At 64.8% G+C, this 16,009-nt stretch carries 16 protein-coding genes; 4 read left to right on the top strand and 12 right to left on the bottom strand.

Going from position 1 to position 16,009, the window contains the following annotated elements; genetic code table 11:
- Positions 1-2: 2 nt before the first annotated feature.
- The 12 genes from CSQ99_RS08185 to CSQ99_RS08130 form a co-directional block, all read right to left on the bottom strand.
- The gene (locus tag CSQ99_RS08185) at positions 3-770 is read right to left on the bottom strand and encodes a DUF1365 domain-containing protein (protein WP_099038562.1); all 768 of its coding nucleotides are present in this window, start codon (positions 768-770) and stop codon (positions 3-5) included.
- Entirely contained in the window at positions 764-2,065 is a 1,302-nt protein-coding gene (locus tag CSQ99_RS08180; protein ID WP_099038561.1) for an NAD(P)/FAD-dependent oxidoreductase, read from the bottom strand. Before CSQ99_RS08180 ends, CSQ99_RS08185 begins: the two co-directional genes overlap by 7 nt.
- Before the next feature lie 36 nt (positions 2,066-2,101).
- Positions 2,102-3,166: a poly-gamma-glutamate hydrolase family protein gene (locus CSQ99_RS08175; protein WP_099038560.1), complete on the bottom strand. Its 1,065-nt coding sequence runs from the start codon at positions 3,164-3,166 to the stop codon at positions 2,102-2,104.
- Positions 3,167-4,369, bottom strand: coding sequence for an Nramp family divalent metal transporter (locus CSQ99_RS08170; RefSeq protein ID WP_099038659.1), 1,203 nt, complete (start codon positions 4,367-4,369; stop codon positions 3,167-3,169).
- Positions 4,370-4,482: 113 nt separating this feature from the next.
- Positions 4,483-4,722, bottom strand: coding sequence for a hypothetical protein (locus CSQ99_RS08165; RefSeq protein ID WP_099038559.1), 240 nt, complete (start codon positions 4,720-4,722; stop codon positions 4,483-4,485).
- A gap of 199 nt (positions 4,723-4,921) precedes the next feature.
- Positions 4,922-5,179: a hypothetical protein gene (locus tag CSQ99_RS08160; protein WP_099038558.1), complete on the bottom strand. Its 258-nt coding sequence runs from the start codon at positions 5,177-5,179 to the stop codon at positions 4,922-4,924.
- Between the two features lie 30 nt (positions 5,180-5,209).
- Positions 5,210-6,367, bottom strand: coding sequence for an NAD(P)H-dependent amine dehydrogenase family protein (locus CSQ99_RS08155; protein ID WP_245908797.1), 1,158 nt, complete (start codon positions 6,365-6,367; stop codon positions 5,210-5,212).
- 10 nt (positions 6,368-6,377) lie between these two features.
- Positions 6,378-7,169 (bottom strand): SDR family oxidoreductase, encoded by a 792-nt coding sequence (locus tag CSQ99_RS08150; RefSeq protein ID WP_099038557.1) that lies wholly within the window; start codon positions 7,167-7,169, stop codon positions 6,378-6,380.
- Between the two features lie 197 nt (positions 7,170-7,366).
- Positions 7,367-8,278 (bottom strand): non-homologous end joining protein Ku, encoded by a 912-nt coding sequence (ku, locus tag CSQ99_RS08145; protein ID WP_099038556.1) that lies wholly within the window; start codon positions 8,276-8,278, stop codon positions 7,367-7,369.
- A 9-nt stretch (positions 8,279-8,287) separates the two neighbouring features.
- Positions 8,288-9,235 carry a carbohydrate kinase family protein gene (locus tag CSQ99_RS08140; RefSeq protein WP_099038555.1) on the bottom strand — a complete coding sequence of 316 codons (948 nt, stop codon included), beginning with the start codon at positions 9,233-9,235 and terminating at the stop codon, positions 8,288-8,290.
- Positions 9,235-10,620, bottom strand: coding sequence for a mannitol dehydrogenase family protein (locus CSQ99_RS08135; RefSeq protein WP_099038554.1), 1,386 nt, complete (start codon positions 10,618-10,620; stop codon positions 9,235-9,237). Before CSQ99_RS08135 ends, CSQ99_RS08140 begins: the two co-directional genes overlap by 1 nt.
- Positions 10,617-11,618 (bottom strand): NAD(P)-dependent alcohol dehydrogenase, encoded by a 1,002-nt coding sequence (locus CSQ99_RS08130; RefSeq protein ID WP_099038553.1) that lies wholly within the window; start codon positions 11,616-11,618, stop codon positions 10,617-10,619. Before CSQ99_RS08130 ends, CSQ99_RS08135 begins: the two co-directional genes overlap by 4 nt.
- 114 nt (positions 11,619-11,732) lie before the next feature.
- Between CSQ99_RS08130 and CSQ99_RS08125 the strand changes: the two genes are divergently transcribed.
- Genes CSQ99_RS08125 through CSQ99_RS08110 form a run of 4 tightly spaced genes read left to right on the top strand, consistent with a single transcriptional unit; the run spans position 11,733 to position 15,982 of the window.
- Positions 11,733-12,755 carry a sugar-binding transcriptional regulator gene (locus CSQ99_RS08125; RefSeq protein WP_425437794.1) on the top strand — a complete coding sequence of 341 codons (1,023 nt, stop codon included), beginning with the start codon at positions 11,733-11,735 and terminating at the stop codon, positions 12,753-12,755.
- Between the two features lie 19 nt (positions 12,756-12,774).
- Complete coding sequence (locus CSQ99_RS08120; protein ID WP_099038656.1) at positions 12,775-14,139, top strand: ABC transporter substrate-binding protein; 1,365 nt, start codon at positions 12,775-12,777, stop codon at positions 14,137-14,139.
- The gene (locus CSQ99_RS08115; RefSeq protein WP_099038552.1) at positions 14,139-15,113 is read left to right on the top strand and encodes a carbohydrate ABC transporter permease; all 975 of its coding nucleotides are present in this window, start codon (positions 14,139-14,141) and stop codon (positions 15,111-15,113) included. The genes CSQ99_RS08120 and CSQ99_RS08115 overlap by 1 nt, the downstream gene beginning before the upstream one ends.
- On the top strand, positions 15,113-15,982 hold the full coding sequence (locus CSQ99_RS08110) for a carbohydrate ABC transporter permease (RefSeq protein ID WP_099038551.1): 870 nt from the start codon (positions 15,113-15,115) through the stop codon (positions 15,980-15,982). The genes CSQ99_RS08115 and CSQ99_RS08110 overlap by 1 nt, the downstream gene beginning before the upstream one ends.
- The last annotated feature ends 27 nt before the right edge of the window (positions 15,983-16,009 follow it).

Genomic DNA, 16,009 nt, shown 5'->3' with positions numbered 1-16,009 from the left:
ACTCACGACTGGTTGACTCTTTCTTGGTCGCGGGACTTCGTACGCGGCACGTGGCCGGAATCGGTTCGCGGTACGACGGGAACCCGTCGCAACCAGAGTGTGATGCCTTGTATCCGAATTCCGATCGCGCCCATCAGCGGAGCGACGGGCGCCACCAGTTGCAGTCGGAGGATCTCGGCGATGCCTGCGCGTTTGCGGTTGCCACGCATGGTGACGACGAATGCCGGCTGATTCTCGCGGTGCAACGAAATTCGCACGTCGAGGTTCTCGTCGGGCCGAGGTGCGGTAACCAGGTAGTGGCCGTCGACCTCGTTGAACGGAGAGACGTACAGCTTCTTCATCACGATCGCGGGGTGATCGCTGTCGGGTGGCAACAGGTACGCATGGCGTCCGCCGTAGGTGTTGTGTACCTCGGCGATGACGTGCCGCAACGTGCCGTCCGCGTCGTGGCACCAGTACAGGCTGATGGGATTGAACACGTACCCGAGTACCCGGGCCTGGAGCAGCGCGGTGATCCGGCCACCTCGTAAGTCGATGTCCCGCTCGGCGAGAAACACGTCGATTCGTTGCCGCAGTGTGTCGTTCGGCCCGTCGATCTCACTGAAGTGATCGCGAACGTCGAACCGGGCGAACGGCCGCAGCCATCGAGGAAGCTTCGGCAAGTCGTCGACATCGACATACCAGCTGTACCCGCGATGCTCGAAATAGTGATGCACAGGGGCGCGACGCAGATGAGTGATCCGCGTGCGGTAGATGGCGGGCGTCAGCATGGCACCGCCTCGCGGACGAGCGTCTGCCATTCGACGCCGAGGCGTCGCGCGGCCCGCAGTCCAGATGCCGCGCCGTCTTCGTGGAAGCCCCACCCGTGATAGGCACCGGCGTACACCACGCGATCGTCGTCCAGGGTTGGCAAAAGCTTCTGGGCGGCAACGGAGTCCGGTGTGTACATCGGATGGCTGTAGGTCATCTCGGTGAGCACGGTCCCGCGGTCGACGCGGTGTTTGCCACCTAGGGTTACCAGGAACCGGCGGCCGCCGCCCAGCCGCATCAGTCGGGTCACGTCGTAGGTGACCATCACCTGTGCGTCGTCGGCGGTCGCCAGGTAGTTCCACGACGCACGGGCGCGTCGATGCCGCGGCAGCACCGACTCGTCGGTGTGCAGTTGCGCTTGGTTGGTGCTGTACCCGATGGCGCCGAGCACGGATCGTTCGGCGGATGTCGGCTCGGCGAGCATCAGCAATGCTTGGTCGGGATGGGTGGCGATGACGGCCGCGTCGAAACGTCGCGGCCCCGAGATCTCGTCGGACACCTCGACACCGTCGGGCAGCCGGCGCACCGAGCGCACCGCGGCGCCGAGGCGCACCTCGTCGATGAACTTCGCCACCGCTTCCACGTAAGTGGCCGAGCCGCCGACCACAGTCCGCCAGGTGGGGGAGTCGAAGACCGACAGCATGCCGTGGTGTTCGAGGAACACGAACAGGTAGCGCGCCGGATACTGCAGCGACTGGCCAGGAGGAGAGGACCACACCGCCGCGATGAGCGGCGTCATGAAGTGGTCGATGAAGTACTGGGAGAAGCCGTGGTGGTCGAGGAAGTCGCCGACCGTCGCGTTGTCCTCGTCACTCTCGAGGAGGCGCAGCGCCTCCCGGTGGAAGCGTTTGACCTCGGCCAGCATGAACAGGTAGCGCGGACGGGTGAGCGACGACCACGATGGAAACAGCCCGCCGATCCCACGGGCGCCTGCGTATTCGAGTCCACTCGCGTCGTCGCGAACCGACATCGACATGTCGGTCTCCCTGGTGGCGATGCCGAGTTCGTCGAACAGTCGACACAGCGTCGGATAGGTGCGCTCGTTGTGCACGAGGAAGGCCGAGTCGACGCCGATTGTGCGGCCGTCGTCGTGGTCGAGCGGTATCCGGTGGGTGTGGGCGTGGCCGCCGAGCCGGGTGTCGGCCTCGTAGAGGGTCACGCGGTCGCGTTGTGCCAGGACATATGCGGCGACCAGGCCGGACACGCCGCTGCCGATGACCGCGACGGATCGTTGGAGGGGGTTGGAACTTTCCACATCAGGTATTCGGAGCGAGGGTGGTTCCGGATGGCTCTAAGCCGTGGGCGCTTCCCATGAGCGTGCGGTTGCGGCCAGCCCCTGTACCAACGCCGAGGTTGCGGGAGAGATGCCGTCGTCGCCAGGTAATTGGCTGCGCGGGCTGATTCCGCGGACGCGCGGGGTGAGTTCGAGTTGGGTGCCGCCCCCGGGGACGCGGTTGACCGGGTTGTCCGGGTGTAGGCCCCGAAGCTCGCGGGGGATCGCGCCGAGCTCCGTGATGACCTGATAGCCCGGCACCCTGACGTGGCGCGCGAGGTGCTCGGCCAGTAAACGGTTGCGGCCGCCGGCGAGCAACTGCGTGCTGCGGCCGATCCGGCCATACCCGTGCAGCGACACCGCCACGTCGACATGCCCGAGGAACTCGGCGAGCCGCTCGGACTCCGCGGCGTGATAGCGCGCCGACGGCAGGTGGTGTGGATAGTGGTCGGGATGGCGAACCACGTACAGCGACGCGTCCGCGGCGTCGGCGGCGCGCTCGGCGATGACGTCGGTCATCTGCTCCAGGCCGCCGCCGTGGATTGCCATGAATCCGAATCGCGATCGCAACGCCACGTCTTCGGTGATTCCCGGTTCGGCCAGTAACTCCGAAAGTGACTGTGGAGCAAGAGCACTCGACTTGACGGTGCTGCTCGGCCACTGTGCGGGATCCCATCGCCGCAGGAAGTCGATCCACCGCTGCGGGAGGCCGTGATGTAGCGCGCCGTCGACGATGCGCTCCAGGTACCCCGGCCGCGGCGGCCCCGGTTCGACCCGGTGATCGATGTAGACCCACGCCTGGTACGGCCCGTCATCGGTGTGCACGGTGAGCCGGTCCCGGCGATAACGGACCGGGACGCCTTCCGCGCTGTCGAGGGTGGCGAGGTCGTGATCGGTCAGTTGCCACACCACACCGTGCACCTGCGAGCCGTCGAACGGTTCTACGGTCGCCACCCCGCGCTCGTTGATCAGCCAGTCGTGGTCGGCCAGCGTGGCAGGCCGGGGATCGACTGCGCCCGGGCACCGCCGCGCCATCTGTCGAACGCACAGGTTCGACCCGTAGGCGAAGTAGGTATGCGGCATTCAGCCCGTCACGGTCAGATAAATGAGCACCACGTTGAGCACAGTAATCAATCCGGCGACAAGCCACCCAAGAGCTGAGGTCACACGGTGATTGACGTCGTCGCCCATCACAGCGCGATCGCTGGTCAGACGCACCAGCGGGATCAGCGCGAACGGAATTCCAAAGGACAGTACGACCTGGGACAACACCAGCGCGCGGCTCGGGTCGACACCAATTGCCAGGATCGCCAGCGCTGGCGCAAGGGTGATCAGCCGTCGCACCACCAACGACATCGACACGTGCAGCAGGCCCTGCATGATCATTGCGCCGGCATAGGCGCCCACCGACGAGGACGCCAGCCCCGACGCAAGCAGTCCGATCGCAAAGAGCAGCGCAACTGTTGGGCCCAACGTGTCGCCGACCGCGGCGTGCGCGCCCTCGATCGAATCCGTGTTGTCGCGTCCCTGCAGGTTCGTCGCCGCGACAAGCAGCATTGAGAGGTTGACGGCACCTGCGACGACCATCGCGATTCCGACGTCCCATCGGGTGACGCGCAGCAGCATGCGGCGCATGGGGCCCGGTTCGGGATGGCCGTGGCGGTCGCGCGCGAGGCCGGAGTGCAGGTAAACCGCGTGTGGCATGACGGTCGCGCCGAGCATCGCCGCCGCCAGCAGCACGCTCTCAGTACCTGCGAACATCGGCACCAGCCCGGCGGCCACCTCGTCCGCCGGTGGTGGTGAGACGAACAGGCTGGTGAGAAATCCGATCGCAATTACCAGGAGCAGGCCGGTGATCACACGCTCGAACATCTGCTGACCCCGGCGGTCCTTGACCACCAGCAGCAGCAGCGACACCGCTCCCGTGATCACGCCGCCGGTGAGCAGCGGGAGGTCGAAGAGCAGGTACAGCGCGATCGCACCACCCATCACCTCGGCGAGATCCGTTGCCATCGCGACTAATTCGGCTTGCAGCCAGTAACCCAGCCGAGTCGAGCGTCGCATCCTGGTGCCGATGGCCTCGGGTAGCGACAGCCCGCTCACCAAACCCAGTTTCGCCGAGAGGTACTGGACCAGGCAGGCCATCGTGTTGGCCACCACGATGACCCATACCAACAGGAAGCCGAATTGCGCGCCGGCGCTGACATTGGCGGCGACGTTGCCGGGGTCGACGTAGGCGATGGCGGCGACGAACGCCGGGCCGAGCAGCATCCAGCTCGGCCGCATCTTCACGTCGGCGCCCTCGGACAACCAACCCACCTTCTATCGGAAATGCGAATAGAAAAGTTAGGTTAGCCGAAATCTGCCGAAAACTGCAGCCGACGTGAACTAGGGGCGTCTCACCAATCGAAGCCGCCGAGCCCGATGACCAGGCCGCCGGTGCCCCATGGCATCCAACCCCAGTTGTTTACGGGTTGGGGCGAGGTGACGATCTGAGCGCTGCCATTGGTCTCGCACTGCGTGGTGGTCGGGCCGATGTTGACGCATCTGGGTGCCGCCGCAGCGGCAGGCGTGACGACGAAGGCGCATGCGCCCACCGTCGCGAAAATCATGGCGGAATAACGAATTCTCGACCGCATCGTGGGCCTCCTTAAGGCCGCGGTAGTGGTGGTAGCCACCATCCAGCAACAATGCCGGATCACAGAGCTTGTCATCGGACGAAGACTGATACGTCGACGCGGCACCCTGTTCAGATACCTGCAAAAGTGTTGTGAGACACCCAATATGGACCCGAAGAAGCGTCACCTGGGTCGTGGCGAAACCTGGCGATAACCCCGATCAGGGGAAGTAATAGCCGTCGTTGCCCCACATGTTGCCCCACGGGCCGGCGTACACCGGAGGCGTGGCGTTGATCTGCACGTTGCCCGGCGATGCGCACTCGGTCGAAGAGCCGGAGAAGGCTCCACCGCCACCGGTTTGGACGCACTGTGGGAGCGTTGAGTTCGACTGGGCACCGGCCGCGGGAGCGGCCAAAATTGCGGCTGCAACTCCGGCAACGGCAAATAGCGGAGCGAAGTATCGAAGTGTGGTCCGCATAGGCGCGCCTCTCTCTAAGGAAATCCCCGGCTAGTTCACAGCGTACAGCCCTTTTCCAGTTACGAGGGGTAAGTCCAGCGTCGTTGTGATGCCCGCTGGGGCAGCGACCACCGCAGGGATCGCATTGACGACGCGGGCGGCCGTTGCAACCAGTCCGGCGTGATTGTGATCGCCGTTCGGGCTGCTCAGACATAGGTCCAGCGCGTAGGAGGGTTCGCCGGTGATCTCGATGCGGTAGGAGCCGCCCTCCTGCGCCGGCTGCGGCCAGTCGGGACGGAGGTCGTCGCGCAACCGCGTGACGTGTTCGAGCACGACGGCAACCTTGCCGTCCTTCTTTCCTTGGACCTCGAAGCGCAGTGCCGCCGCAGTGCCCTTCTCGATGTGGCCGGACGCGATGTCGAAATCCTCTGGCGCGGGCTCGCGCACGTAGGTCTCGGTCACCTCGTCGAGTTCGACGCCGAGGCCTGCCGCCAGTTGCCGGACGACCGAACCCCAGGCGAGACTCAGGACACCGGGTTGCAACAGCATCGGCAGGTCGTCGAGGGGTCTGCCGAACCCCATGACGTCGAACATCACCGTGGCGCTGTCGTACGTGTCGTAGTTGATGATCTCCATGCAGCGGATCTGCTCGATGCTCTGGCAGGTACCGGCCAGAGCGAGCGGAAGCAGGTCGTTGGCGAAGCCGGGGTCGATGCCGTTGACAAATATGGTCGAAGACCCCTTTTCTGCCGCATCCTCGATCGGCTTCACCAGTTCATCCGGCAGCACCTGCCACGGGTGCTGCAGGAACACCGCGCTGCTGCCGACGACGTTGACGCCGGCCGCAAGGATGCGCCGGTAGTCCTCGAGCGCATCGGGCAGGCGGTTGTCGGCCATGGCGGTGTAGACCGCGCACTGCGGCTTGGTCGCCAACACGGCATCGAGGTCCGTGGTGGCGGTGATACCCGTCGAGATATCCAGTCCCGCAAGCTCTCCGGCGTCCTTGCCGGCCTTGGACTCCGAGGACACCCATACGGCGGTGAGCTCGAACTGCGGATCCTTGATGAGCTGGGTCAGCGCATGACGGCCGACGTTTCCGGTGCCGATCGCGGCGACTTTGATGGTCGCCGTCGGCGGTGCCGACAATTCAGATGAAGTCGGCTGAGCCGACGATTCAGATGAAGTCGGCGGTGCCGACAATTCGGTCATAGCGGGCTCCTCACAGATCCGGGATGGGCAGGTCGAGGTTCGGGAAGGTGAGGCCGCCGTCGACCTCGAGTGTCTTGCCGGTCAGGTAGGACCCGGCGGGGGAGGCGAGGTACACGGCGGCGGCGGCGATGTCTTCGGGCTCGCCCAGTCTGCGCATGGGCGTGACCTTCTCCATCGGTTCGCGCAGTTCGTCGTTGGAGGCCACCACGTCGAGCGCCGAGGTGAGAATCGATCCGGGGGCGATCGCGTTGACCCGGATCCGCGGGCAGAGATCCAATGCGGTGAGCCGGGTGTAGTGGGCGAGCGCAGCCTTGGCGGTGCCGTACGCGGCGAAACCGCGGCCGGCTTCGCGACCCATCGTCGAGGTGATGTTGATGATGCTGCCGCCGCCTGAATGCTCGAGCATCAACGGCACGGCGGCGGTGGTGAGTGCATGCGCGGTGGCGACGTTGAAGGTGAATGCGTCGCGCAGGTCCTTGGTGGAGGTGGTCAACAGCGTGTTGGGCATGGTGCCGCCGACGTTGTTCACGACGATGTCTAGTTTGCCGAAGGCCTCGACAGCCTCACCGGCGAGCTTGGCCGTGTCCTCGGGGTGTGCGAGGTCGGCAACCACGATGTGAGCCTTGCGGCCGACAGCCTTGACCTGCTCAGCGACCTCTTCGAGTTGCGACTGCGTGCGGGCCGCAATGACCACGTCCGCACCGGCTTCCGCGAATGCCAGGGCCATCGCGGCGCCGAGGCCGCGTCCCGCGCCTGTCACCACCGCGACTTGGTCGTCCAGCCGAAATCTGTCCAGAATCACGATTGCTTCCTTCCGTCGCCCGAGCGGACCTTAGCAATACTAGGCAGCGGCGGTAAGCGCTTTCTGAAACACGTTCTAATTTGGTCGGCCGGGGGAGCAACGTCTCCGACAAGCCGCGCCTAGCTTGGCACCAAGCGCATATACCCACCGGACCGGTTAACCGCAGTGTGCGCGGCGGCGCGGACAGGACGCACCCCCTATTTCTTGGCGGCGGCTTTCTTCGCTGCCTTCTTGGCGGGGGCCTTCTTCGCGGCTTTCTTGGCAGGCGCCTTCTTGGCCGCCGCTTTCTTGGCCGGCTTGTCTGAACCGCCACCACCTTCGCGGCGCGCCTTGACGCTGGCCTCCAGCTTCGCGAGCAGATCCGAGACGTCCTCGGTCTCGTCGAGCTCCTTCGGCTGCTCCTCGGTGGTAAACGCCTCGCCGCCTTCGAGTTTCGCCGCGATCAGCTCGTGCAGCTGTTCCTGGTAGTCGTCGTGGTAGCGGTCGGGGTTGAAGTCGTCGGTCATCGACTCGACGACCTGGCTCGCCATCTTGAGCTCGGCGGGCTTGATGTCGACTTTCGTATCGAGCGAGGGGAAGTCGGGATCGCGGATCTCATCGGGCCACAGCAGCGTCTGGATGACCATGACGTCGCGTTTGGAAAAGTCCTGGACGCGCAATGCGGCAAGTCGGGTCTTGTTGCGCAGCGCGAAGTGCACGATCGCGACCCGATCGGTGTCCATCAGCGTCTTGGCCAGCAGCACATACGATTTCGATGACTTGCCCTCGGGTTCGAGGAAGTAGCTCTTGTCGTACATCATCGGATCGATCTCGCTGGCGGGAACGAACTCCAGCACCTCGATCTCACGGCTGCGTTCCTCGGGCAATGTCGAGATGTCGTCGTCGGTGATGATGACCGTCTGACCGTCGTCGGATTCATAGGCCTTGGCGATATCGCGGAACTCGACGACCTCGCCGCACACCTCGCATACCCGCTTGTACCGGATGCGCCCGTTGTCCTTCTCGTGCACCTGGTGGAACTTGACATCGTGATCTTCGGTTGCGCTGTAGACCTTGACCGGGACGTTCACCAGGCCGAAGGCGATTGAACCCTTCCAAATAGAACGCATAACGCCAGGTTAGCCGGGCTGGGACAACTGCGGGCCGGAGCTCGCCGCGGCGGCGTCCCGTGTTGCGCGATCGGGCAGGTCAGCGCCCGCACGGCCGACGGTCAGCGCCGACGAGAGCGCGGCCGTCCGCACCACCGAATTGAGGGCGTCCAGCCCGATACGGCGCAGGTCGTGACGCCGCTCGGCGCCCAGCAGGTTCAACTCCCACAGCGCGTCGATCAGGCCGGTCATGAACGAGTCGCCTGCGCCGACGGTGTCCACGACGTCCACCGGCAACGCCGCGATCCGCGCCGTGCCTGCCTCGCACATCGCGAATGCGCCACGCTCGCCCATGGTCACCGCGACGATCGACGGGCCAAGGCTCAGCCAGGTCCGCGCGATCTGCTTGGCCGACCGATTCGGATCGATCCAGCGCATGTCCTCGTCGCTGGCCTTGACCACGTCGCACTTCTCGAGGAGCCGGTCGATGCGGCCCCGCGCGGCGTCACCGTCCTCGATCAGCGCCGGGCGCACATTGGGATCGAACGTGATGGTCGCCGACGGGTGATACGCGTCCAGCAGCGCGGCCGTGGCCCGGCAGCCTGGTTCGAGCCACGTCGCGATGGAGCCGGTATGCGCGACCAGTGGTGGTGTGACCTCCGGTGTTCCCGACAGCTGCCAGTCGATGTCGAACTCATACTGCGCCGAGCCGTTGTCGTCGAGTGTGGCAAGCGCGGTGGGCGTGCGATCGGCGGTTGTGCTCCCCGGAACGAGTTGCACTCCAGAGCTTTCCACGTACTCGACGATGCGACGGCCACGATCGTCCTCGGCGATGTGGGTGAGGAAGTCGACCCCTCGTCCCAACCGGGCCAGCCCGACAGCCACGTTGAGCGGACTGCCGCCGACGTGTTCACCGGTGACCTGACCACCTCGTTCGACGATGTCGATCAGCGCCTCGCCGATCACCAGCGCTCTCATCACGTGTCCTTCCGAAGCAACGCCTGAAGCGTCGCGCGCGCGCCGTCGCGGTGCAGTGAGTCGAGCGCCCATAGATAGGCCTCGACGAAGCGGGTATCGCTCGCCAGGTGACCGAACACCTCGGTGTTCTCGATGAATGCTGTCGGGTTCTCGAGTTGTGACTTCGCCAGCGGCACCAGGGTGTCGGCCAACTGGTCCTGCACGTCGATGGGCTCGCCCTGTTCGTCGACACCCTCGGTGTAACGCGCCCAGCTGGCGACGGTGGCGGCCGACAGTTGCACGGGTGCACCGGTTTTCAAGTTCTCTCTGATGACCGGGAGCAGCCATTTCGGGATGCGATCCGATGAGCCGAAGCACAGGCGTGCAATTGTGTCCTTGACACCCGGATTGGCGAACCGCTCGATCAGCGTGTGCTTGTAGTCCGGCAGGTCGATACCGGGCACGGGCTTCAGCGTCGGGGTGGCCTCGGTGTCCATGTACGACATCAGGAACTCGGCGAACAACGGGTCACCGGCGGCATCGTGCACAAGCCGATACCCCGCCAGATACGCGAAGTAGCACAGACTCTGGTGACTGGCGTTGAGCAAGCGCAGCTTCATCAACTCGTAGGGTGTGACATCGTCGACCATGAGCACATCGACCTTCTCCAACGGCGGGCGGCCATCGGAGAAATCGTCCTCGAGCACCCACGACGTGAACGGTTCGGCGACCACCGGCCACCGATCGTCAACGCCGAACTCGTTTTCCACGACGGCGACGACCTCGGGCGTGGTGACGGGCGTGATGCGGTCCACCATCGAATTCGGGAACTTCGTGTGTGCGCGCATCCAGTCGCCAAGGCCGGGGTGAACGCGCTCGGCGTAGGTGGTGAACGCGTGGCGGGCGACATCGCCGTTGCCCTCGATGTTGTCGCAGGAGACGATCGTCGGCGACGCGATGCCGCGCTCGCGTCGACGGGCAAGCGCCGCAGCGACGAGACCGAACACGCTTTCGGGTCCCGCCCCGTCGATGTTGTACCCACCCTCGGTGATGGTCAGCGAGATGATGCGGGTGCTCGGCGCGGCCAGCAGTTCGATCACCGATTCGGGATCGTCGGGCGCGTAGCGATAGTCGACGATCGATCCGATTACCCGCGCGTCGCGAGTGCCGTCGGGATTCTCGAGCAACAGCGTGTAGAGCCCGTCTTGGGCGGCCATCACCTCGGCCATCTTGCGATCGGCCGCCATCACCCCGACTCCGCAGATGCCCCAGTCTTTCGCGAGGCCCATCTCAAGGAGACGGTCGAGGTACATCGCCTGATGGGCGCGGTGGAAGCCGCCGACCCCGAAATGCACTATGCCGATGCTGATTTCGCTGCGATCGTAGCTTGGCCTGCTGAATGTCATGACACGGTCACCACCGACTTGACGCTACCCGGGATCCGGTCTGAGTCCAGGGCATCGGCGACCTTCTCCAGCGGGAAGCGGGCCGTCACCATGGCGTCGAGGTCGACGCGTCCGGATTCCACCAGTGCGATCGCCGTCGGCCAGGTGTTGGCGTACCGGAACACGCCCGTCAGCACCAGCTCACGATTCTGGATCAGCTGTGTGGGCAACTCCATCGTTTCGGCGCCAGAACCGACCAGGACCACCCTGCCCGCCGGACACACCGCGCGAATGCCGGCAGCGACGGCCGCTGTGGCACCGGACGCATCGATGAACGCGTCGACCGCGAGATCGTCGGTGTCGCCGGAGGTGGGGTCGACGGCTGCGGTGGCGCCGAAGGCCAGGGCGCGGTCGCGGCGGGTCGCGTCCGGATCGCTGACGACGATCTCCGTCGCACCATAGGCCCTGGCGAGCTGAGTCACCACGATGCCGATGGGGCCGGCGCCCGCGATGAGCACCCGCGATCTGCCGTCGAGTTCGGCCTTGCGGATCGCGGCGATGCCGACGGAGAGCGGTTCGCAGAGTGCCGCCGCGTCGTCGGACATTGCGTCGGGCACCGGGTGCGCGAAGTCCGCGCCGATGGTCACGTAATCGCAGAGCGCGCCGTCGACCGGCGGGGTGGCGAAGAAGCGCATATGCGGACACAGGTTGTAGTGGCCGCGGCGCGTCTCGGCGCTGTCGGGGTCGGGCCGCTGCGGTTCGATCGACACCCGCTGGCCGATACGGGACGGGTCGACTGATTCGCCAACGCTGACGATGGTGCCCGCCGCCTCGTGTCCGAGGACCAGGGGCGCCTCCACGACGAAGCCGCCCAACCGCCCATGCCGGTAATAGTGCGTATCTGAGCCACAGACACCCACTGACGAGACCCGTATCAGCACGTCACCGTGCTGCGGTGTCGGCACCGGCCGCTGCTCCATTTCGATCCGGCCCTGCTCGACGAGTACGGCGGCCCGCATTCGGGTATCGGGCGAAAGTGTTGTGTGCGTCACACTCACCATGTTAGCGTGATGAGCATCTACACGCATCTGTGAGCAAATGCTCACCGATTGAGGGGAAGTGAGGCGGCATTCGTGACCGCATCGACGTCGAACGGCAAGGTGGCCGGGGCACCGGCGCAGAGCCGTGCCTCGACGCCTGAGGACCTTCGACTCGCGCTGCGGGCAGCCACGCTGTACTACCTCGACGGTCTGACCCAGGCCGAGATCGCCACGCGTCTCGGTGTCTCGCGGCCCACCGCGGGGCGATTGGTGGCACGGGCAAAGGCCAGGGGACTGGTGCGCATCGAGGTCGTTGTGCCGCCCGATATGCGTGACGATCTGCACGCCGATGAGGAGCGTGAGCTCGAACGCCGGTTCGGCCTGACCGAAGCGGTGGTGGCCGGGCACGGCATCGACGTCGGCTCGCCCGGACGGCCGGCAGCGTTCGCGAGCGTGGGTCGCGCCGCGGCCGCACTGTTGATGCGCCGGCTCGAGCCCGAGGATGTCCTCGGATTCACCTGGGGCCCTGAGCAGGTCGCGGTGGCCACGGCGCTGGTGCCGGGCGTGGCGAGCTGTCGGGTCGTGGTGCAGCTGGACGGCGCCATGTCCACCGCGGCGTACCAGACCGGCACGGAGCTTATCCTCAGCCGGTGCGCAGATATGTTGCGTGCCAGCACGATCCGCTTGCCCGCCCCGCTCTACGCCGACCCATCGACCGTAGCCTCGATGCGCAGCGACTCGGTGATGTCGCGGACACTCGATGCGGGCAGACGGGCCGATATCATGCTGTTCGGCGTCGGCGCCGTATCGACTTCAACGACTCTGTTCGAAGGCAGTTTTCTCGACATCCGCATGCTCGACGAGCTGATCTCGCTGGGAGCGGTGGGTGAGATCGGGGGCCGATTCTTTGACGCGGAGGGCGCTCCCGTCGACACCGAACTTCAGCAGCGCGCGGTCTCCGTGCCACTCGAGGACATCCGCGGCTGCCAGAAGACGATCCTGATCTCCAGTGGCGCAACAAAATATCCCGCCACGCTTGGCGCGCTCCGCGGAAACTTGGCCAGGTTGCTGGTTTGCGACATCGATTGTGCTCGTTGGCTGCTGGCCCAGAAATGATGCAGTGAAAGGTGAAGTGATGGTGAAAGCGCTCAAGCGATGTGCCGCATTGGCGGCCGTGGCGGGCCTGACTCTGACGGCGGTGGGCTGTTCCGGTGCGGGCAGCCTCGGCGCTTCAGACAATCAGGTGACCATCGCGCTGGTGTCCAACTCGCAGATGACCGACGCGCAGAAGTTGTCGACCGAGTTCGAGAAGGAGAATCCCGGCACGAAGCTGAAGTTCATCACGCTGTCGGAGAACCAGGCGCGCGCCAAGATCACCATGTCGTCAGCGATGGGCGGCAGCGAGTTCGACGTCGTGATGATCAGCAATTTCGAAACGCCGCAGTGGGCGAAAGATGGTTGGCTGATGAACCTTTCGGAGTTCGCGAAGAACACACCGGGATACGACGAGAACGACTTCATACCGTCGCTGCGCGACTCGCTGTCGTATGAGGGCAACATGTATGCCGTCCCGTTCTACGGTGAGTCATCCTTCCTGATGTACCGCAAGGACCTCTTCGAACAGGCCGGTATCCAGGTCAATCAGGATCCGAATTACCAGCCGCAATGGCAAGAGGTTGCCGAATGGGCGAAGAAGCTCAAGACCGACGACCGAGCGGGAATCTGCCTGCGCGGCAAGCCGGGCTGGGGTGAGGTGCTGGCACCGCTTGACACCGTTATCAACACATTCGGCGGTCGCTGGTACGACGAGCAGTGGAACGCCCAACTCAACAGCCCCGAGGTGAGCGAGGCCGTCAACTTCTACGTCGACCTCATCAACGAGGCCGGCGAACTGGGCGCCTCGTCAACGGGATTCCAGGAGTGCGCCAACCTGTTCGGTCAGGGGCAGACGGCCATGTGGTACGACGCGACGTCGGCCGTCTCGGTGCTGGAGGACCCCAAGACCTACCCGGACCTGGTCGGCAAGATCGGCTATCTACCGGCGCCGATCGTCGAGAAGCCGGACTCGGGGTGGCTCTACACCTGGGCGCTGGGAATCCCGAAACACGCCAAGAATCCTGAGGGCGCGTGGAAGTTCATCTCCTGGATGACCAGCAAGGACTACATGAAGCTGGTCGGCGAGCAGCTGGGATGGGCCCGCGTCCCACCGGGCAGTCGGACGTCGACCTATACCGATCTTCCTGAGTATGAGGCGATCTCCGAGTCCTACGGGCCGCTGACGCTTCGGTCGATCGAGAACGCGAGCCCGAACGAGCCCACGGTGCAGCCGGTTCCGTACACCGGCGTGCAGTTCGTCGGTATCCCGGAGTTTCAGGACCTCGGTACTCGGGTGAGCCAGCAGATCAGCGCAGCGATCGCCGGACAGAAGACGGTGGACGAAGCGCTCTCCCAAGCACAGGAATACGCCGAGGTCGTCGGCCGCACATATCAGGAGAAGTGATGACCGTTACCGCTGATACCAGGGCTGACGCTAGCGAGGGCGCCGTGGCCGAACGGGTCCGCAAGATCCGGGAGGCGCAGGGCGCCGGGGTGAGTCGCGCCGAAGGCTGGCGCCGACGCGGCCCGCTACTCCCCGCGCTGATCTTCATGATCGTGGTCACCCAGATCCCGTTCCTGTTCACGCTGTACTACTCGACGCTGTCGTGGAACCTGGTGCGGCCGGGCTCGCGTCAGTTCGTGGGACTGAGCAACTACATTGCCGTCGCGAAGGACAGCCAGTTCTGGCGGGTGGGCCTGAACACCGTCATCCTCATCGTCGGTGTCGTGCTGGTTTCGGCATTTCTCGGCCTGCTGATTGCGCTGCTGCTGGACCGCGCATTCTTGGGCCGGGGCGTCGTCCGGACACTGCTGATCACGCCGTTTCTTGTCACACCCGTTGCGGCGGCGCTGATCTGGAAAACCACGATCCTCGATCCGACGAACGGCATCCTCAACTGGGTGCTGTCGCTGGTCGGCATCGGTCCGGTGGACTGGATCGGCCAGTTCCCACTCACCATGGTCATGGTCGAACTGATCTGGCAGTGGACACCGTTCATGATGCTGCTGATCCTCGCCGGCCTCCAGTCGATGCCTCGCGACATCCTGGAGGCCGGTCGAGTCGACGGTGCGGGCGCGATACAACTCTTCCGCGAGTTGACGCTGCCCCACCTTCGGCGCTTCATCGAATTGGGCGTGGTGCTCGGTGCGGTCTACCTGGTGAACACGTTCGACGCCATCTACATGATGACGCAGGGCGGGCCGGGCATCGCGAGCGCGAACCTGCCGTTCTACATCTACCAGCGGGCGTTCCTCGGCTTTGACATGGGCCAGGCGGCGGCCATGGGCGTGGTGGTGGTGATCTTCACGATCTTCATCGCGAGCTTCGCGCTCCGGTTGATCTTCAAATCATTCTCCGGCAAGGAAGAGGCGGCCTGATGACCACCACTGCTGAAACTGTTTCGGCGACAGATGCTCCCGCGCAGTCGTCGAAGAAGAAGGCCAGGAAGTTCGACGCGTGGGGTGCGGTGGCCTGGTTGGTCGGGCTGGGGTTCTTCTTCCCGGTGTTCTGGATGGTGTTGACATCCTTCAAGCAGGAAGGTGACGCGGCAACCAGCCCGCCAACCCTGTTCTTCACGCCCACGCTGGATCAGTACGGGAAGGTGTTCGATCAAGGCATCGGGCCCGCCATGCTGAACTCCGTTTGGGCCACCGTCATTTCGACGCTTCTGGTGCTGCTCCTCGGCACTCCCGCGGCCTTCGCGTTGTCGTTGCGGCCGGTGCGCAAGACGCAGGACGCGTTGTTCTTCTTCATGAGCACCAAGATGCTGCCGATCGTCGCGGCGATCCTTCCGTTGTATGTGATCGTGTCCAACATCGGTCTGCTGGACAACATCTGGGCGTTGGTCATTCTTTACACCTCGATGAACCTACCGATCGCGGTGTGGATGATGCGGTCGTTCTTCCTCGAGGTGCCAGCGGAACTGCTCGAAGCGGCCAGTCTCGACGGCGCCAGCCTGTGGCGGTCGGTACGCGAGGTGATCCTCCCGTTGGTGTCACCCGGTATCGCAGCCACGGCGCTGATCTGCGTCATCTTCGCCTGGAACGAGTTTTTCTTCGCGGTCAACCTGACCGCGGTGAACGCTCAGACGATGCCGGTGTACCTCGTCGGCTTCATCGCCGGTGAGGGTCAGTACTGGGCCGTGCTGTCGGCGGCCGCAACCATGGCGGCACTTCCCGTGATCCTGTGCGGGTGGTTCGCACAGAACAAGCTGGTGCGCGGACTTTCGTTCGGCGCGATCAAGTAACCCCCGAAACCCCGACAAAACACGGAG

The sequence above is a fragment of the Mycobacterium neglectum genome (assembly GCF_002591975.1).
Classification (GTDB): domain Bacteria; phylum Actinomycetota; class Actinomycetes; order Mycobacteriales; family Mycobacteriaceae; genus Mycobacterium; species Mycobacterium neglectum.
Note: the sequence above shows the minus strand (reverse complement) of the source record. Positions and strands in the feature narration are given on the sequence as shown.